This is a genomic window from Rhodanobacter soli (assembly GCF_040548735.1).
In the GTDB taxonomy this organism is placed as follows: Bacteria; Pseudomonadota; Gammaproteobacteria; order Xanthomonadales; family Rhodanobacteraceae; genus Rhodanobacter; species Rhodanobacter soli_A.
This window is the reverse complement of record NZ_JBEPSD010000002.1, coordinates 516,163-536,992: the sequence shown is the minus strand read 5'-3', so window position 1 is coordinate 536,992 and position 20,830 is coordinate 516,163. Positions and strand designations below refer to the sequence as shown.

The window sequence follows — 20,830 nt, the reverse complement described above, 5'->3', positions numbered from 1 at the left end:
GAACAGTCGCCCGATTGGTTAACGTTCTTCTAACGAGTCGGCAGCCATGCCAATTTATAGTCGACCGCCTCATGCGCGCCCGGGACGGCTGCGTCTGTCGTTCCACAGGGAAACACCGGCCCGCCGGATATTCCTCAAACGCAGCGGAGCCCATCTTGCATCTCCTACCGTTACCGGCGCTGGCCGACAACTACATCTGGCTGCTGCATGACGACGATGGCAACGCCGTCGTCGTCGATCCGGGTGACGCCGAGGTCGTCGAGCAGGCGCTGGCGGCGCATCGATTGCGGCTGCGCGCGATTCTGCTGACCCATCATCATCCCGACCACATCGGCGGCGTGCCGGCCTTGCGCGCACGCCACGACATGCCGGTTTATGCACCCGTTGATGAACGCATCGGCGAGGCCACTCGGCGGGTACGCGACGGCGATGTAGTCGAACTGGCCGCACCGTCCGTGCGCTTCGAGGTGATCGCGATCCCGGGCCATACCCTCAGCCATGTGGCCTACGTCGGGGCCGGTCTGCTGCTGTGCGGCGATACCTTGTTCAGCCTGGGCTGCGGCCGTCTGTTCGAAGGCACACCGGCGCAGATGCTCGCCTCGCTGGATAGCCTGTCGCAACTGCCAGGGGAAACCCTGGTTTGCGGTGGGCACGAGTACACCGAGGCGAATGGACGTTTCGCGCGCACCATCGAACCGGCCAACCCCGAACTGCAGCAACGGCTGCAGGAAGTCGCCGCGCTACGCAGACACCTGCAGCCCACGCTGCCGGTGCCGCTCGCCCGCGAGCTGGCGACCAATCCGTTCCTGCGGACCGACACCGACGCCGTCATCGCGTGGTGCCGGCAGCAAGGCAGCGGCAACGATCGGGTCGCCCGTTTCGCTGCCCTGCGCAGCGCCAAGGATGGGTTCCACGCATGAGACGACACCTTCGACTTCTGCCGCTGCTTCTGTCGCTGATGCTGGCCGCCTGCGCCGGGGCGCCTTCCGTGCAGGCACCGCGGCAACCGGCTGATGAAGCCTCGACGGCCACGATCGTCGTGCCCGAAACCACGCCGCCGGGCAGCGGGCCCGTTGCGCCATCGCCGGCAACCGACGTCTGGGACCGGCTGCGCAGCAGCTTTGCCATGCCCGGTTGTGACGCCGACCCGGCGGTTCTGGCCTGGGCCAAACGGTACACGCGCCATCCGCAGCAGTTCGAAAGCCAGTTGCAGGCCGTGTTGCCGCGTCTGGTCTATGTGCAGCAAGTGGCCGACCGCTACGATGTCGCGGGTGAATTCGTGCTGTTGCCCTGGGTGGAAAGCCATTTCCAGCCAGGGCCCGCCCACAAGCGTCGGCCGGCCGGCATGTGGCAGATCATGCCGGTGACTGCCGGCGCCATGGGGTTGCGCGTCGACGGCCACTACGACGGACGTCTCGACGTCCCTGCCGCCGCCAATGCCGTGATGAAACTGCTGGAGCAGTACCACGACCAGTTCAATGACTGGCGCGTGGCCGATTACGCCTACAACGCCGGCGAGTTCGCGATACGCAGGGTCATCCGGACGCACGGCAAGCCTGCGGAGCAACCGGCCATTCCCCACTGGCCGGTGCGCAAGGTAACCCGCGAGCATCTGACCAAGCTGTTGGGAATAGCCTGCGTGGTACGCGAACCGGAGCGCTTCAATGTCAGTCTGCCCACGCTGCCGGGTGAGCAGCACCTGGTGCAGACCGAAATACCCCGTTCAATGCCGATCGCGCGGGCGGCCGACCATGCCGGCATGTCGGTGGAGGCACTGAAGCACTTCAATCCGGCGTTTCGCAGCAACATGATCGACGCCAACGTCACCTCGTACCTGCTCCTGCCCGCCAACCACGCCCGCCAGTTCCGCGATGCCTTGCTCGAACACGCCAGCAGCAACCGCGACGATCTCCTGGCCAGCGCAGGCTCCGGCGCAGCAACAGGTCCCGTCCCCGACAAGAAGACGGCACCGAAGATCCATACCGTGAAACGCGGCGACAACCTTTGGCAGATCGCCCGCGACTACTCGGTGAACGTCGGCCAGTTGCAGCGCTGGAACCACCTGAGCAGCCACACGTTGAAGCCCGGCCAGACACTGACGGTGAGCGCGCCGAACTAGGGATGCCCTGATCCGCCCGATGTCGGGCGTTCGCCATCAGGGGTTCGGCCCGATCCGGAAAGAACCCGCACCAACGCGATCCAGGCCGGCTCCATTGGGGGACTCATCTGCCACAGACGAAGAAGGGCGGCCAGTGGCCGCCCTTCTTCGTTTGACGCCGGCTGCGCCAGCCAGCGCGCTTACAGTCGCTGCTGGTTGATCTTGATCTTGGTCTTCGCCTTGAGCTGGTCGATCAGCTCGCGCGTCGCTTCGTAGCCGTAGGCCTGTGCCATCTGCTGGCGCAGCGAGTCACGCTGCTCCGGCGGCACCTTGGACAGGTCGCCATCCTGCACCTTGTCCACGGCCAGCAGTACATAGGAACCGTCCAGCATGTCCACGGCGGCGAACTGCGGCTTGCCCGCCGCCGGGTGCGGCAGAAGGAACGCCTGCGTCAGCAGCGGCGCCGGCATCTGCGCGTGCCGGACCACCTCGTTCACGGTGGTGATGCTGGCACCCAGCGACTTCGCCACATCGTCCATCGCCTCGCCCTTGCGCAAACGCGCCAGTGCCTCGTCGGCCTGCTTCTTCTCGACGGCGGCGGCGCGCTCGTCGAGGATTTTCTGCTGCACGTCGGCGCGCACTTCCGCGAGCGGCTTGGCGGCCGCCGGCACGTGCTGGTCGACATGAATCACCACCGAGTGGTTGTTGCCCAGATCGATCAGACCCGAATTGTTACCCTGCACCAGCACGTCGTCGCTGAACGCCGCGGCGGCTACCTTCGGGTTGGCGGCCACGCCCTCGCCACCCTTGCGCGTAAACAGCGCCGTGGTCTTGATCGGCAGTTTCAATGCGACCGAGGCCGGCTCCAGCGAAGTCGGATTCTGGTAGGTGTTGTCGGACATCTTGCCGGCAACTTCGTTGTATGTGCGGTCGCGGTCGGCCGTCGTCGCTTCCTTGACCAGTTGGTCGCGCACTTCCTCGAACGGCTTGGATTCGCCGCTGCGGACGTCACGCAGCCAGATGATGTGATAACCGTCGGACGACAGCACCGGCTTGGAGATCTGGCCCTTCTGCATGGCGAACAGGGCCGAATCGAAGGCCTCGTTGGTCACGCCTTTTTCCAGCCAGCCCAGATCGCCGCCCAGGCGACGGGAACCCAGATCCTGCGAGTCCTGTTCGGCCAGCTTGGCGAAGTCACCCGGGTTGGCTTCCGCTGCGATCTTCTCGGCCTTGGCCAGGGCTACCTTCTGCTGTTCCGGCGTGGCGTTGGCCGGCACGTTGATCAGGATGTGCGAAACGAGCCGCTGTTCCGGCTGCACGAAGCGCTGCTTCTCGCTCGCGTAGCGCTTCCTCAGTTCCTCGTCGCTCGGCTCGGCAGCCAGCGGCAGGTCGGCACCGACGACCTCGACGTACTTCACCGAAACCTGCTCGGGATTCATGTAGTCGGCCTGGTGCGCCTTGTACCAGGTTTCGATCTCGGCATCGCTGACCGTCTTGTTGTCCAGCGCAGGGCGCGGCAGCTGGAAGTAGCGCAGGTCGCGGCGCTGGCTCAGCAGTTTCAGGAAACGATCGAGCTGGGCGTCGGTGGCGATGGTGCTGTCGTTGATCGCCGATGGCAACAACTGGATGGCCAAGGACGAGCGGATCTCGTTCTCGAACATCTCCGGCGTCTTGTACTGGCTGGTGAGCCATGCACGGTAGCTGGTGCCGTCGAACTGGCCGTTGACCTGGAACGCCGGGATCGAGGCGATGTACTCGCGCATGGCCTGGTCCGAGACCCGCAGGCCCCAGTCCGCATTGGCCTGCAGCAGCAATTGCTCGTCGACCATCCCGTCCAGGATGCGCAGCTTCGTCTCGTTCTTCTCGAAGGTGCTGGAATCGAACTGCTCGCCCTGCTGTTCGGCTGCCTGCTGCCGCAGCTGGTTCACGCGGTCCTGGAATGCACGCTGGTCGATTTCGTGCTTGCCGACCTTCGCCACGAAGGCATCGTCGTTCGACATGAAGTAGCTCTCCATGCCGAACAGCGACATCGCCAGGACGGCGAGGCCAAGCACAATGATGGACGGCCATCCGTGCATCTTGTTACGCATTGCCTGCAGCATTGAAATCTTCCCGCAAGATGGTGAAAGCGCGTGGCGCGCGGTTGGCACAAGCCGCCGTGCCGGCGCGCGCCCTGTTGCACGGACACGCGCCGCTCAAATGACAAGGGCGCCACACGGGCGCCCTTGCGAACTGTGGCGGAGTGGACGGGACTCGAACCCGCGACCTCCGGCGTGACAGGCCAGCATTCTAACCGACTGAACTACCACTCCGCATTTTTCTGGTGGGTGCTGTAGGGATCGAACCTACGACCACCGCCTTGTAAGGGCGACGCTCTACCGCTGAGCTAAGCACCCGAAACCAAGCGTTAGCCGCTTAGTTTAGGGCATCCTTGAGGGTCTTGCCAGCCTTGAAGGCAGGCACCTTCGAGGCCTTGATCTTGATCGCTTCGTTGGTACGCGGGTTACGGCCGGTACGGGCAGCGCGCTTGCGCACAGTGAACGTACCGAAGCCCACCACCGAGACATCCTCGCCTTTCTTCAGCGACTTCTGCACGGTCTCGAAGAAGGCTTCGAGGGCACGACCAGCGTCGGCCTTGGTCAGCTCGGCCTTTTCGGCGATGGCATTGATCAGATCGGTTTTATTCATTGAAAAACTCCCTTATTCGGATTTCGTCAGTGCGGCCAGTCCGGAGACGAGACAGCACCGGCATGGATGGTTGGCTCTTGCCAGGGCCGTAACGCAACCCCGCATCGCTGCGCTGACATACAGCGCCGGGACTGCGGTATCGCCTTTATACCAGTGCGTTGCCGGAATCCGCAACACAAGCCACAGCAACGTTTCCGGAAGATCGGCGACTCGCGAAACCGCTTGCAAAACCAGCGCCAGGAGACTATGCGAGAACTTCGTCGACCGGCGGCGAAAAAGCAGAAAGCGCCCTGCCATGGCAGGGCGCCCTGGATGGAGACCGGCGGGATGACGCGCCAATCGGCTCAGTGCGTCAACGAGTGCCCTTCCGTCGGCTCGCTGGCCACGGCGGCAGGAGGTGCATCCTTGGCCGGGTTCGGCCGCAGTGGACGCTCCAGTGCGATATCCAGCACTTCGTCGATCCAGCGAACCGGATGGATCTCCAGCGACGAGGTGATGTTGGCCGGCATGTCGGCAAGATCTTTCTTGTTGTCCTCAGGAATGATCACCGTGGTGATCCCGCCGCGATGCGCCGCCAGCAGTTTTTCCTTGAGGCCGCCGATCGGCAGCACGCGACCGCGCAAGGTGATCTCGCCGGTCATCGCCACTTCGGAGCGCACCGGCACCTTGGTCAGCACGGAGACCAGCGCCGTGCACATGGCGATGCCTGCACTGGGACCGTCCTTCGGCGTGGCGCCTTCCGGCACGTGGATATGCACGTCGAGCTTCTGGTGGAACTCCGGATCGATGCCCAACTGGTCGGCACGCGCGCGCACCACCGACAGCGCCGCCTGGATGGATTCCTTCATCACGTCGCCGAGCTGGCCGGTATGCACCAGCCTGCCCTTGCCCGCCACCACCGAACCCTCGATGCTCAGCAACTCGCCGCCGACCTGGGTCCAGGCCAGCCCGGTAACCAGGCCGACTTCGTTCTGCAGTTCCTTGCGGCCGAAATCGAACCGGCGCACACCCAGGTACTGGTCGAGGTTGGCCGAATCCACCTTGACCTTGCCGGTGCCGTTCTTCGCCTTGCCCTTGGCCGTCTTCGCAGGCGAGACCTTCGCCTTGGCCTTCTTCACCTGGCCCAGGGTCAGTTCCTTGACCACCTTGCGGCAGATCTTGGAGATTTCGCGCTCCAGGTTGCGCACGCCCGACTCGCGCGTGTAGTAGCGCACGATGTCACGCAATGCGTCTTCAGTGACGCTGAGCTCCTCCGGCTTCAGACCGTTCGCCTTAAGCTGTTTCGACAGCAGGTATTTCTGTGCGATGCCGAGCTTCTCGTCCTCGGTGTAGCCGGGGATGCGGATGACTTCCATGCGGTCGAGCAGCGGACCGGGAATGTTCAGCGAATTCGCCGTGGCGATCCACATCACCTCGGACAGGTCCAGGTCGACCTCGAGGTAATGGTCGTTGAACGCGTGGTTTTGCTCCGGATCGAGCACTTCCAGCAGCGCCGACGACGGGTCGCCGCGGAAGTCCATCGACATCTTGTCGATCTCGTCCAGCACGAACAGCGGGTTCTTGGTCCCGACCTTGTTGATGTTCTGCACGATGCGACCGGGCATCGAGCCGATATACGTGCGCCGATGGCCGCGGATCTCGGCTTCGTCGCGCACTCCGCCGAGACTCATGCGGACGAATTTCCGGTTGGTCGCCTTGGCGATCGACTGCCCCAGCGAAGTCTTGCCCACACCGGGCGGGCCTACCAGGCACAGGATCGGTCCCTTCATCACCGATACGCGCTGCTGCACGGCGAGGTACTCGAGGATGCGGTCCTTGACCTTTTCCAGGCCGAAATGGTCGGCGTCGAGCACTTCCTGCGCCAGCTGCAGGTCCTTGCGCACCTTGCTGCGCTTCTTCCACGGCACGCCGACCAGCCAGTCGAGGTAGTTGCGCACCACGGTGGCCTCGGCCGACATCGGCGACATCTGCTTGAGCTTGCCGAACTCCTGCCGCGCCTTGGTCAGCACGGCCTTGGGCATGCCGGAGCCCTCGATCTTCTTCTGCAGTTCCTCGACCTCGTTCGGGCCATCCTCGCTGTCGCCGAGTTCCTTCTGGATCGCCTTCATCTGCTCGTTGAGGTAGTACTCGCGCTGGCTCTTCTCCATCTGCGACTTGACCCGGCCGCGGATGCGCTTCTCGACCTGCTGCAAGTCCATCTCGCCATCGACCAAGCCGATCAGCAGCTCCAGCCGCTGGCCGACGTCGGCGGTCTCCAGCACCTTCTGCTTGTCGGCCATGCGCACGGACAGGTGCGCGGCGATGGAATCGGCCACGCGCGACGGATCGTCGATGCCGGACAGGCTGGCCAGCACTTCCGGCGGCAGCTTGCGGCTCTGCTTGACCAACTGCTCGAACAGCGAGATCAGCGTACGCGAGACCACGTCGAGTTCACGCTCCTTCGCGTTGTAGACCGGCTCGATCACGCGCGAACGGGCGGTCAGCATGCCGTCCGCTTCCTTGAAATCCTCGACCGCCACGCGCGACTGGCCCTCGACCAGCACCTTGACCGTACCATCGGGCAATTTCAGCAGCTGCAGCACGCCGGCCAGCGTACCGACCTGGTGCAGGTCGGCGATCTCCGGGTCGTCGATATCCGGACTTTTCTGCGCGACCAGCAGGATCTGCCGCTCGCCTTCCATCGCGCGCTCCAGCGCACGCATGGACTTGTCGCGACCGACAAACAACGGAATGACCATGTGCGGATAAACCACCACGTCGCGCAACGGCAACACCGGCAGAGCGTCCAGCGCAACGGGAAGGGGGGCGTTCTTGGCCATGAAAGAGGGGTCCCTCGGGTTCGGATCTGGTTTCGTCCCGACACTGCGCCGGGCCTGTCAACTCGTCAAGTGGAGGCGACCGGGGGCCTACTCAAGGCAGGCGGGCCGCCAAAAACAGAACGGCCCCGGCGAAATCACCGGAGCCGTCGTCGCCGCAGATGGGGCTACAGGGTCAGGCAGCGTCGCCGCCGTCGCTCGCGACCCGTTGCTGCAGGTTGCCGCGATAGATCAGATAGGGCTCGGCCTGACCTTCGATCACGGCGTCGTCCACCACCACCTTGCTGACATGCTCCAGCGAGGGCAGCTCGTACATCGTATCCAGCAGCACCTGTTCCAGGATGGTGCGCAGGCCGCGGGCGCCGGTCTTGCGCTTGAGCGCCTTGCGGGCGATCGCCTGCAATGCCTCGGGGCGGAATTCCAGTTCCACCTCCTCCATCTCGAACAGCTTCTTGAACTGCTTGGTGACCGCGTTCTTTGGCTCGGTGAGGATTTTCACCAGCGCCGCCTCGTCCAGCTCGTCCAGCGTGGCCACCACCGGCAGGCGCCCGACGAATTCCGGGATCAGGCCGAAGCGCACCAGATCGGCGGGTTCCACGTCGGCCAGCACCTTGCCCAGGTTCTCGGTGCGCTCCTTGCTGCGCACTTCGGCGGAAAAGCCGATGCTGGTGTTCTCGGAACGCTGTTGGATGACCTTTTCCAGGCCGGCGAACGCGCCGCCGCAGATGAACAGGATGTTCTTGGTGTCGACCTGCAGGAATTCCTGCTGCGGATGCTTGCGCCCACCCTGCGGCGGCACCGAGGCCAGCGTGCCCTCGATCAGCTTCAGCAGCGCCTGCTGCACGCCCTCACCCGAGACGTCGCGGGTGATCGACGGGTTCTCGCTCTTGCGTGAGATCTTGTCGATCTCGTCGATGTAGACGATGCCCGACTGTGCCTTCTCGACGTCGTAGTCGCACTTCTGCAAGAGCTTCTGGATGATGTTCTCGACGTCCTCGCCCACGTAGCCGGCCTCGGTCAGCGTGGTGGCGTCGGCGATCGTGAACGGCACGTTGAGCAGGCGCGCCAGCGTTTCGGCCAGCAGCGTCTTGCCCGAGCCGGTCGGACCGATCAGCAGGATGTTGGATTTGCCCAGCTCGATGTCGTCGCTCTTCTGGCGCGACTCGATCCGCTTGTAATGGTTGTACACCGCCACCGCCAATGCTTTCTTGGCGCGGGTCTGCCCGACCACGTACTGATCCAGCGATTCGCGGATCTCGCGCGGCTTCGGCAACTGGGTGCGCCCGGAGGCGGCCTTTTCTTCCAGTTCCTCGCGGATGATGTCGTTGCACAGCTCCACGCACTCGTCGCAGATGAACACGGACGGGCCCGCGATCAGCTTGCGCACTTCATGCTGGCTCTTGCCACAGAAAGAGCAATAGAGAATCTTGCCGCTGTCGCTGGAACGCCCCTGCCGGTCGTCGCTCATACTCTCGATCCCGCTGGTAAATCTGAATGCGTCGCGAGAATAACACAGGGCTCCGCGTCTGCCTGCAGACGCAGAGCCCATCTCGTGACTCTGGGGTAGAACCTGTGAATCAGGCCGATTTCACCGTCTCGCCGGCACGCTTGTCGAGCACTTCGTCGATCAGGCCATAGGCCTTGGCGTCGACAGCGCTCATGAAGCGGTCGCGCTCCATGTCCAGCTCGATCTTCTCGATCGTCTGGCCGGTATGCTCGACATACAGCCTGTTCAGGCGCTCGCGCACATACAGGATCTCTCGCGCCTGGATCTCGATGTCGGTCGCCTGGCCCTGAGCGCCGCCGGAAGGCTGGTGGATCATGATCCGCGAGTTCGGCAGGGCAAAACGCTTGCCCTTGGCACCGGCCATCAACAGGAACGAACCCATGCTGCAAGCCTGGCCGATGCACATCGTGCTGACGTTCGGCTTGATGAACTGCATGGTGTCGTAGATCGCCAGGCCGGCAGTAACCGCACCGCCGGGGCTGTTGATGTAGAAGTTGATGTCCTTGTCCGGATTCTCCGACTCCAGGAACAGCATCTGCGCGACGATGACGTTGGCGACCTGATCGTTGACTTCGCCGACCAGGAAGATCACCCGCTCCTTCAACAGGCGCGAGTAGATGTCATAGGAGCGCTCGCCGCGAGCCGTCTGCTCGACGACCATCGGTATCAAATTGAGGTTCTGGATCGGATCCATGGCCATGCTTGCAGCTCTCCGGTTGATGGGCCTGGCGGACAGCTCAGGCGTTGGCTGGGCGCATCACGTCATCGAAGCTCAGATCCAGCTGAGTGGTCCTGGCATGCTCCGCCACCCACTCGGCCACCTGATCTTCCATCACGCGATTCTGCAGCCCAGACATCAGTTGGGGGTCACCGTTGTAGAGTTCAATGACCTTCTCCGGCTCTTCATAGGTCGAAGCAATCGCGGCGAGCTGTTCGGCAATACGCTTGCGATCGATCTTGATCTCCTGCTTGCGGGCAATCTCGCCCATCAGCAGGCCGGCGATCACCCGCTGGCGCGCGATCGGCATGGCGGCCTCGATCAGCTGCGGCGGTGGCTGCTGGCCCTGCGGCACGCTGCCGGCGGCCATGTTGCGCGCCTCGGACTGCACCATCAGCTTCGGCACGTCCAGCTCGGCGTGGGCCGTGGACAGCTTTTCGGCAACTTCGGATTTCAGGCGCGCCATCAGCGCTGCCTTCAGCTCACGCTCGAGGTTCGCACGAACTTCCTTGCGGAACGTCTCCAGATCGCCGTCCGCAATGCCGAACAACTTCGCAAACTCGGCGTCGATCTCGGGCAGCTTCGGTTCCTGCACCTTCAGGATGCTGAAGCCGACCTTGGCGGTCTTGCCCGCCAGCTGCGCGTTGCGGAAATCCTCCGGGAAGGCAATCTCGGTCTCGAAAGTGTCGCCCGTCTTGCGGCCAATCAGCGCCTCGTCCAGCGCCTTGAACAGGGTGCCCGAGCCCAGCACGCTGCCGGCACGCTCCAGGCCCTCGGCCGGGAAGCGGTAGTCGCCGGCTTCGGCCGAGTACTCGAACATCACGAAGTCGCCCTCGGCCGAGGCACGATCCACCTCGTCGAAGCTGCGGCGCTGCTGGCGCAGGGTCTCCAGCATCTTGTCGATATCGGCATCGGTCACCACCGCCACCGGACGGCTGATCTCGAGCGCGGCCACGTCGACCACCGGGAACTCCGGCATGATCTCGAACGTCGCGGTATACGCGATTTCGCCGTTCTCCGGCCGGCCAGTGGTGTCGATCGCCGGATTCGCGATCGGCTGCAGCTTTTCCTGCGCCACCGCCTCGCGCAGCGTGCTGCCGATCAGGTCGGACAACACTTCGCCACGGACCTGGTCGCCGAAACGCTGCTTGATCACCGTCGTCGGCACCTTGCCCGGGCGGAAACCCTTCAGGCGAACCGTGCGGCCCATCTCCGCAATGCGCGCACTCACCTGCGTCTCGAACCGCTCCGCGGGGAATTTCACCGTGAGCTTGCGCTCGAGCGTGCCGATGTTCTCAACCGAAACCTGCATGACGTCTCCTGGTACTACCTGATGTTGTGGGCCTGCCACAGGCGCCATGGCGGCCGTGCCGCCAGAAAAACAAAGAAATCAACGGGGTATGGTGCGAAAGGGGGGACTCGAACCCCCACGGGGTTAACCGCCAGAACCTAAATCTGGTGCGTCTACCAATTCCGCCACTCTCGCCTTGCCACCCTCGTCAAACGCGCGTAACCACCGGATTCTGAAACCGATTGTCACCTGCCGGAGCCATTCCGCAAGCGCCTCATCCCCATGGGCACGCCCGCCTAAGTCGATGATTCCCTTATACGAAAGCAGACCATTTTACGGTTGCACGACCTCGCAGCACAAGCGTTGGCGGCGGCGAATCGTGGCACCGCTGACGTGTCGCACCAGCGTTCCCGCTGCGCAAAGCAAAACGCCGATCGCAAGCGATCGGCGTTTTGTCGATTGGTGGGCCGTGAAGGATTCGAACCTTCGACCAATTGATTAAGAGTCAACTGCTCTACCAACTGAGCTAACGGCCCAGGAAACCTGGGTTTGAAACTGGGGTGGATGATGGGATTCGAACCCACGACAACCGGAATCACAATCCGGGACTCTAACCAGCTGAGCTACATCCACCATCGACCTGATACTGGTGCGCCAGACAGGACTCGAACCTGCAACCGTCGGCTTAGAAGGCCGATGCTCTATCCGGTTGAGCTACAGGCGCAGTCACTGCAGGTAGAACGTCTCGCTGGTCGGGGCAGAGGGATTCGAACCCCCGACTTTTGCGTCCCAAACGCAACGCTCTACCAGACTGAGCTATACCCCGCTTTCGAATCACCGGCCATGTCACCACCGGAGCCTTGAAATGTTACGGGTGCCGCCTCGCTCAGTCAATCCGTATCGAAGCACACCTTGTGTTTCTTGATCATCGTTTTCGCGGAAAGCCATACAGGTTTCCCGTTGAAAACAAAACGGGGTGCAAGCACCCCGCCTCGCAGAATAAAAATGGTGCGCCCGGAGAGATTCGAACTCCCGACCACCTAGTTCGTAGCCAGGTACTCTATCCAACTGAGCTACGGGCGCACTGAAAACCGTTTTTCTTCATCGCCACGATGTCTGGGCATCGAGGCGGTGAAGCAAGAAGCGGAATTATTCAGACTCCACCCGCTTGCGTCAACCCTTTTCGTGAAAATTTCTTCACCGAATTGTTCACACCCGGCAAATTACAGCCGGCGATGCGGCACTTCCGAAGGCACCCATGCACGCAAGACGACGCGATCGCTGCGCGTAACGCAAGAGGGCGGCCAGTGGCCGCCCTCTTGCCAATGCAACGGTATGGCCGTCCAAACGGCGGCGATCAGCCTTCCATGCCGGTCCGGTTCTGCGGCGCAGGATCGCCGACCTTGCCGACGGTCGAACCGGCGTCGCCTTTCGGCGGTGGTGGCGGCGGCGTGGCGCCGGTCGATGCATTCTTCGTCCAGTCGGCCGGCGGCCCGGGGACGCGCCCGGCCATGATGTCGTCGATCTGGTGTGCGTCGATCGTCTCGTATTGCAGCAAGGCTTCGGCCATGGCATGCAGCTTGTCGAGGTTCGCGGTCAGCAACTCCTTGCTGCGCGCATAGGCACGGTCGAGGATGCCGCGTACCACCTCGTCGATCTTGCTGGCGGTCTCGTTGGAGATGCTCTTGTGCTGGGTCACCGAACGGCCCAGGAACACCTCGTCCTCGTCCTCGCCGTAGGTGATCGGACCGAGCTCGTCGGACAGCCCCCACTTGGTCGCCATGTTGCGTGCCATCTTGGTGGCCCGCTCGATGTCGTTGGAGGCGCCGGTGGTGACCTTGTCGGCGCCGAAGATCAGTTCCTCGGCCACCCGGCCGCCGTACAGCGAGCACAACTGCGACTGGATCGCCACGCGGTTGATACTGTACTTGTCGCCTTCGGGCAGATACATGGTGACGCCCAGCGCACGCCCGCGCGGGATGATCGTGACCTTGTAGACCGGGTCGTGCTCGGGCACCAACCGGCCGACGATGGCGTGGCCGGCTTCGTGATAGGCGGTGAGCTTCTTCTCGTCCTCGCTCATCGCCATCGAGCGGCGCTCGGCCCCCATCAGGATCTTGTCGCGCGCCTTGTCCAGATGGCTCATGCGCACCTCGCGCGCGTTCTCGCGCGCGGCGAACAGCGCCGCCTCGTTGACCAGGTTGGCCAGGTCGGCACCGGAGAAGCCGGGCGTGCCGCGCGCGATGGTCATGGCGTTGACGTCGCTGGCGATCGGCACCTTGCGCATGTGCACCTTGAGGATCTGCTCGCGGCCGCGCACGTCCGGCAGGCCCACCACGACCTGGCGGTCGAAGCGGCCCGGACGCAGCAGCGCCGGATCCAGCACGTCGGGGCGGTTCGTCGCGGCGATCACGATGATGCCTTCGGTGCCCTCGAAGCCGTCCATCTCGACCAGCAACTGGTTCAGCGTCTGCTCGCGTTCGTCATGACCGCCGCCCAGGCCGGCGCCGCGATGGCGGCCGACCGCGTCGATCTCGTCGATGAAGATGATGCACGGCGCGTGTTTCTTGGCCTGTTCGAACATGTCGCGCACGCGGCTGGCGCCGACGCCGACGAACATCTCGACGAAGTCGGAACCGGAAATCGCGAAGAACGGCACCTTGGCCTCACCCGCGATCGCTTTCGCCAGCAGGGTCTTGCCGGTGCCGGGCGGGCCGACCATCAGCACGCCGCGCGGAATCTTGCCGCCGAGCTTCTGGAAGCGGCCCGGATCACGCAGGAATTCGACCAACTCGCCGACCTCCTCCTTCGCCTCGTCGCAACCGGCGACGTCGCTGAAGTTGACCTTGATCTGGTCCTCGCCCTGCAGCTTGGCGCGCGAACGGCCGAAGCTCATCGCGCCACGGCCACCGCCGCCGGACTGCATCTGGCGCATGAACCAGATGAATACGCCCACGATCAGCAGTACCGGCAGCCAGCTGATCAGCAGGCCGATCAGCGAGAAGCCCTCGGACGGATCCTGGCGAACCTCGACGCCCTTGTCCTGCATCTGCTTGACCACCTCGTTGGTGGAGAAGCCGAGCATCGGCGCAACCGTGCGGAACGGGCTGCCATCCTTCAGCTTGCCGCTGATGGTGGCCGGCTGGTCGGCGCTGATCGTGGCGTTGGCGACGTTGCCGTTGTCGACACTCTGCACGAACGAACTGTAAGGCAGGTCGGACGAGGCCGCGCCACGCGGATTGAAGCTCTGGAACACGGTGAACAGGACCACCGCGATGATCACCCAGAGCAACACATTTTTCGCTGTTTCATTCATGCACGGTTCTCGCCCGGTGACACTGGAGCAGGCTTGCGGCCCACCGCCAGTGCGTACACCTCACGCGAACGTGCGCGGGAGGCCTTAGGTTTACGCATGGTTACGCGGGTGAAGTCCGCGCGCAAGCTGCGCAAGTAATCGTCAAAGCCGACTCCCTGAAACAATTTGATCAGGAACGAGCCGCCCGGCTTGAGCCACTGCCGACTGAAATCCAGCGCCAGTTCGGCCAGATCCATCGCCCGGATCTGGTCGGCCAGCGCCACACCACTCATATTGGGGGCCATGTCGGACAGTACAAGATCCACCTTGAGCCCTTCCAGGCGGGATTCGAGCTCGTGCAGCACCGATTCCTCGCGGAAGTCGCCCTGCAGGAAATCCACCCCGGCGATGCTCTGCATCGGCAGGATGTCCAGCGCGAACACCTTGCCGCTGTCGCCCAGCCGGTTGCGCACCAGCTGCGACCAGCTGCCCGGTGCCGCGCCGAGGTCGACCACGTTGATGCCCGGCTTCAGCAGGTGGTCGCGCTCGATCAGTTCCTCCAGCTTGTACACCGCACGCGAACGCAAGCCCTCGGCCTGGGCTTTCTTCACATATTCGTCATTGAAATGTTCGCGCAGCCAGACTGCGCTGCTCTTGCTGCGGGCCATGTCGTCACAGTCGCCGATTGGGGAACGGGATGGCGCATGATACCCTTTGCCGTTCATTTACCGCGAATCGAGCACCAGCGCATGGCCCTTTCCTCCTCGCAGATCCGCTACCTGCGCAGCCTCGCCCATGACCTGAGCCCGGTCGTCCTGCTGGGCAACAAGGGCGCCACCGAGGCCGTGGTCAAGGAGCTGGACCAGGCGCTGGGTATCCACGAACTGGTCAAGGTGAAGCTGTCCGGCGGCGACAAGGATGAACGGCAGGCACAGATCGACGTGCTGACCGAAGGCACCGGGGCCGAAAAGATCCACCAGATCGGCCATGTCGTCGTGCTGTTCCGCCGCAACGCCGACGAGCCGAAGATCGCCCTGCCACGCTGATGGACCTGTCGCTCGAACGTCCCGAAGGCTATCTCTACGTGCGCCGCGTCGGCGCGCGTGGGGTCACGCTGATCGATCGCGAGCTCACCAGCAGTTTCCTGCTCGCACCCGATCGGGCGATCGAGAACTGGCCAGTCACCGCCGCCGGCACGCTGGACGCCGGCCACGTCGAAGCCCTGCTGGCGCTGCAACCCGAACTGGTGATCCTGGGCACCGGCGAGCGCCAGGTATTCCCGGCTGCCGCATTCATGGCCGGTTTCCTGCGCAAGGGCATCGGTATCGAAGTGATGGACAACGCCGCCGCCGCGCGCACCTACAACCTGCTGGCCGGCGAAGGCCGCCGGGTCATCGCCGGATTCATTCTGCCGCCGGCCTGATCGATCCACACCGCGATCAGCGCAGCGGCAGATACCCCAGCGGATCGACCGGGTTGCCGTCCTTGCGGATCTGGAACTCCAGCTCGTTGCGGGTGGTGCCGGTCGATCCCATCTCGGCGATCTGCTGGCCGGCACTCACCCGCTGGCCCTCCTTGACCAGACGCTTGCGATTGTGGCCATAGGCGGACAGGAAACTGTCGTTGTGCTTGATGATCACCAGCTCGCCATAGCCGACCAGACCGTTGCCGCTGTACACCACCACTCCGTCGGCGGCGGCACGCACCGGATCGCCGGACTTGCCCGCGATCTGGATGCCGGGAATCGCGTCGCCACTCTGGAAGCGGCCAACCAGACTGCCATCGGCCGGCCAGCGCCATTGCACGCTGCTGACCACGCGCGAAACGCCGGCGGCCGCCGGGGCGGGTGGCGGCATGGTCGCCGGTGGGGCAGCCGGTACACCTGCCACCGGAACCATGGTGGTCGCCGTGGCGGCGACGGCTGGCGCAGCAGGCCTTGACGGCGACGGCGTGATCGCCGATGAGGTGGCCGGAATGCTCGCGGATGTCGCTGCGGGTGGTCCGGCTGGCGACGTCGACGGTGCGGGCGCCGGCTCGAACACCGGCGCTGCCGCCACGGGCGCGCCACCCGCGTGACCAGGTGCGGCGGCCACCGGCGCGGCATGGCTCTTCGCCGGCGGCGAAAGGGTCAGTCGCTGTCCCGGCCAGATCGTGTATGGCGCGGCGATTCCGTTCCACTGCGCCAGATCACGGAAGTCCACGCCCTTGCGGAACGCGATCGAGTACAGCGTGTCGCCCTTCGCCACGGCGTAGCTGCCGCCGGGTATCGGCGTGCGGGCGGGTGTCGGCGTACTGGCGACCGGGCGAGGGCCATAGCCGCTGCCTGCCGCCGGTTCCACCACGACCGAGCTGCGCATGGTGCCGCAGGCGGCAAGCAGCACAGTCATAGCCAGCGTTGCCAGGCACTGAAGATATCGATCCATGCGCACCAGCATACCGAGGCGGGCAGTCTTTTTCATGCGACGTCACTCCCCCGGACCGTGCCGCTCAATGCAGCCAGAACCACCACACCAGCAGCAGGGCCAGTACGACCAGCGCGGCCCAGCCGATCCATTCGATGTACTTGTGCAGGATCCGCTCGGCGCGTTCGCCGAACAGGCGGATCAACAATGCCAGCAACCACACGCGCTTGCCGCGGCCGAGCCCGATGCAGGCCAGGAACGGCAGGATCGGCACGCCGATGATGCCGCACGCCCAGGTGACGAACTTCATCGGCACCACCGGCTGCAACGCGGCCAGGACCAACACGCCGTACATTCCCCAGTGATGCTCGACCATCTGCTTGCTCAAGGTCGCCACGCCCTGCTCGATCGGCGCCAGCAGGTGCAACGCGTCGAGTACCGGCCGCAAGGCATGGAACGCCCAATGGCCCAGCACGTAGCCCACCAGCGCGCCCAGCAGCGAAAACAGCAGGCTGATGTTCGCGAAGAAAAACGCCTTATGCCGCTTGCCCAGCATCATCGGCGCCAGCATCACCTCCGGCGGGATCGGGAAGATGAACGACTCGACGAAACTCAACCCGGACAGGTAATACAGCGCCCTCGGCTCGCGTGCCCAGGTCAGCGCACGCGCATAAAGTGCCCCGAACAGACGCATCAGCCGATCCCGCCCAGCAGCGGCACGAAACTGACCGCGCCCAGTTCCTCCTGGATGAAATCGCCCTGGCCATCGCCGTGCATGCGGATCAGCGTCTGCCGGCTGGGTGAGCCGACCGGCGCCACCAATACGCCGGTGGGGCTGAGCTGGTCGAGGATGCGGGTCGGAATGGTGTCGCCGGCGGCGGTGAGGATGATCGCGTCGAACGGCGCCTCGTCCGGCCAGCCGAGCTTGCCGTCGTCGTAGCGCGAACGCAGGTTGGTCAGGCCGAGCTGGCGGAAGCGCCGGCGTGCCTGGCGCAGCAGGGCCTCGATCCGTTCCACCGTGAACACCTGCGGCACCAGTGCGGCCAGCACCGCCGCCTGGTAGCCGGAGCCGGTGCCGATCTCCAGCACCTTCTGCGGCACGCCGAACTCGAGCAGCGCCTCGGTCATGCGCGCCACCACCCACGGTTGCGAGATGGTCTGGCCGTGGCCGATCGGCAGCGCGTCGTTCTCATACGCGCGCGAATGCAGCGCCTGGTCGATGAAGTGATGGCGCGGCAGGTTGCGGATCACCTCGATCACGCGCGGGTCGCGGATGCCGCCTTCCTTGAGGGTCGCCGCGAGGCGATCGCGCGCGCGTTGCGAGGTCATCCCCTCGCCCTTCAAGTCCGCGGCAGGCAATGGATACGTGGTCATGGTTCAGGCCGCCTCGTCGCTGCTGGCCCGGCCTACCGCCATCGCGTCGCTCAGCGGCTGCATCCAGCTGCTGACCTTCTCCAGCGCCTGGAACCGGGTCAGGTCGACATGGATTGGGGTGACGGAAACAAAACCACGCCGCACGGCATTGAAATCGGTGCCGGGACCGGCATCGTCCACCTCGCCGGCCGGGCCGATCCACCAGATCGGCCGGCCGCGCGGATCGGTCTGCGCGATGCACGGCGCGGAGCGGTGACGCCGCCCCAGCCGGGTGACCTCGAAGCCTTCGATCTCCGCCCACGGCCGATCCGGCACGTTGACGTTGAGGATGGTGTCGGCCGGCAGCGGATCGACCAGCAGGCGCTGCATCAGCAGCAGCACCGCCTTCGCCGCCGAATCGTAATGTTCGCCCTTGTGGTCATGGCTGACCAGCGAGACCGCGATCGCCGGCAGTCCCAGGAAACGCCCTTCCATCGCCGCCGACACCGTGCCGGAATAGATCACGTCGTCGCCGAGGTTCGCCGAATTGTTGATGCCGGACACGACCATGTCGGGCTCTTCGTCCAGCAACCCGGCCAGCGCCAGGTGCACGCAATCGGTCGGCGTACCGGCGACGCGGTAGTAGCCGTTGCCCATCGGCAGCACGCGCAACGGCGCATCGAGGGTAAGCGAATTGCTGGCGCCGGAACGATCGCGATCGGGTGCCACCACCGTCACCTGGGCCACTTCGCCGAGGCGCTCGGCAAGCACGCGGATGCCAGGTGCATCCACGCCATCGTCGTTACTGACCAGAACTCGCATGATGCTCCGTCGAAAGCTGACTGCGGGCGCGCTCTTCGTCTCACGACAGCGCACCTTTCACTCCCTGAAGTCTACCGGAGCGTGCCGCCGGTTTCACGTCGATTATGTGCCGTCCGCGCCCATTCGCCGCGGTGTGCGGCTTTGGTTAGCATGGATGGATGAAGCGCCGCGCACCTGCACCGATCAACGACGACGACAGCCGCCTGTTCCGCGAGGCGATCGGCGACGTGCGCCCGCTGGCTCCGGTATCGGCACCGCCGGCGGCGGCGAAACCCGCACCGCACCCGTACATGCTGGATGCGGACGAAGCCGCGGTCCCCGGTGAATTGCTCGACATGGCGTTCGACCCGGCCCTGCTCGAAGTGGGCGAGGAACTGGGCTACCTGCGCGACGGCTACCCGCCGAAGCTGCTGCGCCAGCTCAAGCGCGGCCAATACAGCGTGCAAGATGATCTCGACCTGCACCAGATGAACGCCGCCGCCGCGCAGGCCAGCATCATCGCCTTCCTGGCCGAGGCGAAGCAGCACGGCCTGCGCTGCGTGCGCATCGTGCACGGCAAGGGCCTGCGCTCGAAAGCCGCCGGACCGGTGCTGAAAGGGCTCACCGATCGCATGCTGCGCCGGCGCGACGACGTGATCGCGTTTGCCTCGGCGCGACCGGCCCTGGGTGGCACCGGCGCGGTGATCGTCCTGCTCAAGGGCTGAGTGCAGGAGCGACCCTGTGCGCGATGCCTTTCATCACGGCGAAGAGCACCGCGCACGGGGTGTGCTCCTATGCGATCGAGGCCAGTTCGCGCACGACCACCGTGGCGTACGTGCCGGCCGGCAGCTCGAACGACAGCTCCAGCGCGTCGTCGCCCTGCCAGTGCCAGCGCAGGTCCTTCGGCAGCAATCGCAATGGTCGGCGTTCCTGATCCATCCGCGCCGCCGCCAGACCGGCGGCCAGGTCATCGTTCGCCGCGCCGATCTCGCGCTCCAGCACGCCCGCCTCGCCCTGGCTCGGCGGCTCGCCCTGCCCCCACAACGGGCCGGACGGATGGATGTCGGCACGGGCCAGCCGTTCGGCCAGCAGCTCGGTGAACGGTTCCGGCCCGAACCACGAGCGCGAACCGGCCAGCGACCAGATCTCGCCATCCAGCGGGCTGTCCCAGGCGCCGCGTTCGACCCGTGCCGCCAGCACGCTGTTGAAGATCTGCGAGCGCGCCGCCGACAGCAGGAACGAACGCTTGTCGCGATCCACGCGGCGGCCGCCGAACATCGCCCGCGCCTGCGCCACGTTGCCGCCCTCGCGGCCGAAGCGCTGCTCGCCGTAGTAATTCGGCACCCCGCGCGCGGCGATCTGCGTCAGCACCTGTTCGGCCGCCTCGCGATCACCCCGCACCTCGCGCAGCACCAGCACGAAACGGTTGCCGCGCAACGCGCCGTGTTTCAGCTTGCGTGAATGCCGCGTCGACGCCAGCACCTTCACTTCCGCGTGCGGAAACGCCGACCAGTCCGGATCGGGCTTGCCGGCCAGTTGCACCGAGAACGTCTGCCGGGTCACCGCGTGGCGATCCTTCATGCCCGCATAGCCGACCGCGACTTGCGGCACGCCGGCGAATTTCGCCAGCTCGCGTGCGACCCAGTCGGTATTCGCGCCGCGCTTTTCCACCCACAGCAAGGCGTGCTCGCCGGCACCGTCGGCGTCGTAGCCGAGAATCTCCTCGACCTGGAAATCCTCCGGCGTGCTGCGCAACCGCGCCTGCAGCGGCGGGGCGCCGTAGGCCCACGGCAGCGGGGCCTGGGCAAGTTCGGATTCGGACATGGCACTCCGCCGGTCGCGCCGGTATTCGGGTCAGGCC

18 protein-coding genes and 8 tRNA genes are annotated in these 20,830 nt (G+C 64.8%); 5 read left to right on the top strand and 21 right to left on the bottom strand.

All coding sequences use genetic code 11. The features are described 5' to 3' along the window. Nucleotides 1-155: 155 nt before the first annotated feature. The gene (gene gloB, locus ABIE04_RS13480; protein ID WP_354551149.1) at nt 156-920 is read left to right on the top strand and encodes a hydroxyacylglutathione hydrolase; all 765 of its coding nucleotides are present in this window, start codon (nt 156-158) and stop codon (nt 918-920) included. Between the two features lie 206 nt (nt 921-1,126). Then, nucleotides 1,127-2,119, top strand: coding sequence for a transglycosylase SLT domain-containing protein (locus ABIE04_RS13475; protein ID WP_436410389.1), 993 nt, complete (start codon nt 1,127-1,129; stop codon nt 2,117-2,119). 179 nt (nt 2,120-2,298) lie between these two features. Here ABIE04_RS13475 and ABIE04_RS13470 read toward each other — a convergent pair whose 3' ends face one another. The 16 genes from ABIE04_RS13470 to rlmE form a co-directional block, all read right to left on the bottom strand. Further along, entirely contained in the window at nt 2,299-4,200 is a 1,902-nt protein-coding gene (locus ABIE04_RS13470) for a SurA N-terminal domain-containing protein (protein ID WP_354551145.1), read from the bottom strand. 133 nt (nt 4,201-4,333) lie between these two features. After that, nucleotides 4,334-4,410, bottom strand: a tRNA-Asp gene (locus ABIE04_RS13465). 9 nt (nt 4,411-4,419) lie between these two features. Further along, nucleotides 4,420-4,494: transfer RNA gene (locus ABIE04_RS13460), tRNA-Val, on the bottom strand. Between the two features lie 19 nt (nt 4,495-4,513). Further along, nucleotides 4,514-4,786, bottom strand: a complete 273-nt coding sequence (locus ABIE04_RS13455; RefSeq protein WP_007511239.1) for an HU family DNA-binding protein — start codon at nt 4,784-4,786, stop codon at nt 4,514-4,516. A 344-nt stretch (nt 4,787-5,130) separates the two neighbouring features. Further along, the gene (gene lon, locus ABIE04_RS13450) at nt 5,131-7,605 is read right to left on the bottom strand and encodes an endopeptidase La (protein ID WP_354551141.1); all 2,475 of its coding nucleotides are present in this window, start codon (nt 7,603-7,605) and stop codon (nt 5,131-5,133) included. 172 nt (nt 7,606-7,777) lie between these two features. Next, the gene (gene clpX, locus ABIE04_RS13445; protein WP_214557223.1) at nt 7,778-9,070 is read right to left on the bottom strand and encodes an ATP-dependent Clp protease ATP-binding subunit ClpX; all 1,293 of its coding nucleotides are present in this window, start codon (nt 9,068-9,070) and stop codon (nt 7,778-7,780) included. Between the two features lie 109 nt (nt 9,071-9,179). Beyond that, a complete protein-coding gene (clpP, locus tag ABIE04_RS13440) occupies nt 9,180-9,809 on the bottom strand; it encodes an ATP-dependent Clp endopeptidase proteolytic subunit ClpP (protein WP_354551138.1) in 630 nt (209 codons plus the stop codon). A gap of 37 nt (nt 9,810-9,846) precedes the next feature. Then, on the bottom strand, nt 9,847-11,139 hold the full coding sequence (gene tig, locus ABIE04_RS13435) for a trigger factor (RefSeq protein WP_354551135.1): 1,293 nt from the start codon (nt 11,137-11,139) through the stop codon (nt 9,847-9,849). A gap of 89 nt (nt 11,140-11,228) precedes the next feature. Next, a tRNA-Leu gene (locus ABIE04_RS13430) sits at nt 11,229-11,313 on the bottom strand. 265 nt (nt 11,314-11,578) lie between these two features. After that, nucleotides 11,579-11,654, bottom strand: a tRNA-Lys gene (locus tag ABIE04_RS13425). Between the two features lie 20 nt (nt 11,655-11,674). Beyond that, nucleotides 11,675-11,751: transfer RNA gene (locus tag ABIE04_RS13420), tRNA-His, on the bottom strand. Nucleotides 11,752-11,765: 14 nt separating this feature from the next. Beyond that, nucleotides 11,766-11,842 (bottom strand) — tRNA-Arg (locus ABIE04_RS13415). Between the two features lie 25 nt (nt 11,843-11,867). Next, nucleotides 11,868-11,944: transfer RNA gene (locus ABIE04_RS13410), tRNA-Pro, on the bottom strand. Nucleotides 11,945-12,124: 180 nt separating this feature from the next. Continuing rightward, nucleotides 12,125-12,201, bottom strand: a tRNA-Arg gene (locus tag ABIE04_RS13405). Between the two features lie 274 nt (nt 12,202-12,475). Then, entirely contained in the window at nt 12,476-14,434 is a 1,959-nt protein-coding gene (gene ftsH / locus ABIE04_RS13400) for an ATP-dependent zinc metalloprotease FtsH (protein ID WP_354551133.1), read from the bottom strand. Then, the gene (gene rlmE, locus ABIE04_RS13395; protein ID WP_354551130.1) at nt 14,431-15,081 is read right to left on the bottom strand and encodes a 23S rRNA (uridine(2552)-2'-O)-methyltransferase RlmE; all 651 of its coding nucleotides are present in this window, start codon (nt 15,079-15,081) and stop codon (nt 14,431-14,433) included. Before rlmE ends, ftsH begins: the two co-directional genes overlap by 4 nt. 81 nt (nt 15,082-15,162) lie before the next feature. Here rlmE and yhbY point away from each other — a divergent pair, with 81 nt between their 5' ends. Beyond that, complete coding sequence (gene yhbY, locus ABIE04_RS13390; protein ID WP_354551128.1) at nt 15,163-15,459, top strand: ribosome assembly RNA-binding protein YhbY; 297 nt, start codon at nt 15,163-15,165, stop codon at nt 15,457-15,459. Further along, nucleotides 15,459-15,836 (top strand): Mth938-like domain-containing protein, encoded by a 378-nt coding sequence (locus ABIE04_RS13385; RefSeq protein ID WP_354551126.1) that lies wholly within the window; start codon nt 15,459-15,461, stop codon nt 15,834-15,836. Before yhbY ends, ABIE04_RS13385 begins: the two co-directional genes overlap by 1 nt. Nucleotides 15,837-15,852: 16 nt before the next feature. On the opposite strand, the gene ABIE04_RS13380 is transcribed toward ABIE04_RS13385, so the two are convergent. From ABIE04_RS13380 to surE, 4 genes are read right to left on the bottom strand one after another with little or no spacing between them, the layout of a single operon-like run. Next, entirely contained in the window at nt 15,853-16,848 is a 996-nt protein-coding gene (locus tag ABIE04_RS13380) for a peptidoglycan DD-metalloendopeptidase family protein (protein ID WP_354551472.1), read from the bottom strand. 52 nt (nt 16,849-16,900) lie between these two features. Then, entirely contained in the window at nt 16,901-17,509 is a 609-nt protein-coding gene (locus ABIE04_RS13375; protein ID WP_354551123.1) for a YqaA family protein, read from the bottom strand. Beyond that, the gene (locus ABIE04_RS13370; protein WP_354551121.1) at nt 17,509-18,189 is read right to left on the bottom strand and encodes a protein-L-isoaspartate(D-aspartate) O-methyltransferase; all 681 of its coding nucleotides are present in this window, start codon (nt 18,187-18,189) and stop codon (nt 17,509-17,511) included. The genes ABIE04_RS13375 and ABIE04_RS13370 overlap by 1 nt, the downstream gene beginning before the upstream one ends. A gap of 3 nt (nt 18,190-18,192) precedes the next feature. Further along, the gene (gene surE / locus ABIE04_RS13365) at nt 18,193-18,990 is read right to left on the bottom strand and encodes a 5'/3'-nucleotidase SurE (protein WP_354551118.1); all 798 of its coding nucleotides are present in this window, start codon (nt 18,988-18,990) and stop codon (nt 18,193-18,195) included. Nucleotides 18,991-19,148: 158 nt separating this feature from the next. Between surE and ABIE04_RS13360 the strand changes: the two genes are divergently transcribed. Further along, nucleotides 19,149-19,694, top strand: a complete 546-nt coding sequence (locus ABIE04_RS13360) for a Smr/MutS family protein (protein ID WP_354551116.1) — start codon at nt 19,149-19,151, stop codon at nt 19,692-19,694. A gap of 67 nt (nt 19,695-19,761) precedes the next feature. Here the strand turns inward: ABIE04_RS13360 and truD are convergent, their stop codons facing one another. Then, nucleotides 19,762-20,793, bottom strand: coding sequence for a tRNA pseudouridine(13) synthase TruD (gene truD / locus ABIE04_RS13355; protein ID WP_354551114.1), 1,032 nt, complete (start codon nt 20,791-20,793; stop codon nt 19,762-19,764). Between the last annotated feature and the right edge of the window lie 37 nt (nt 20,794-20,830).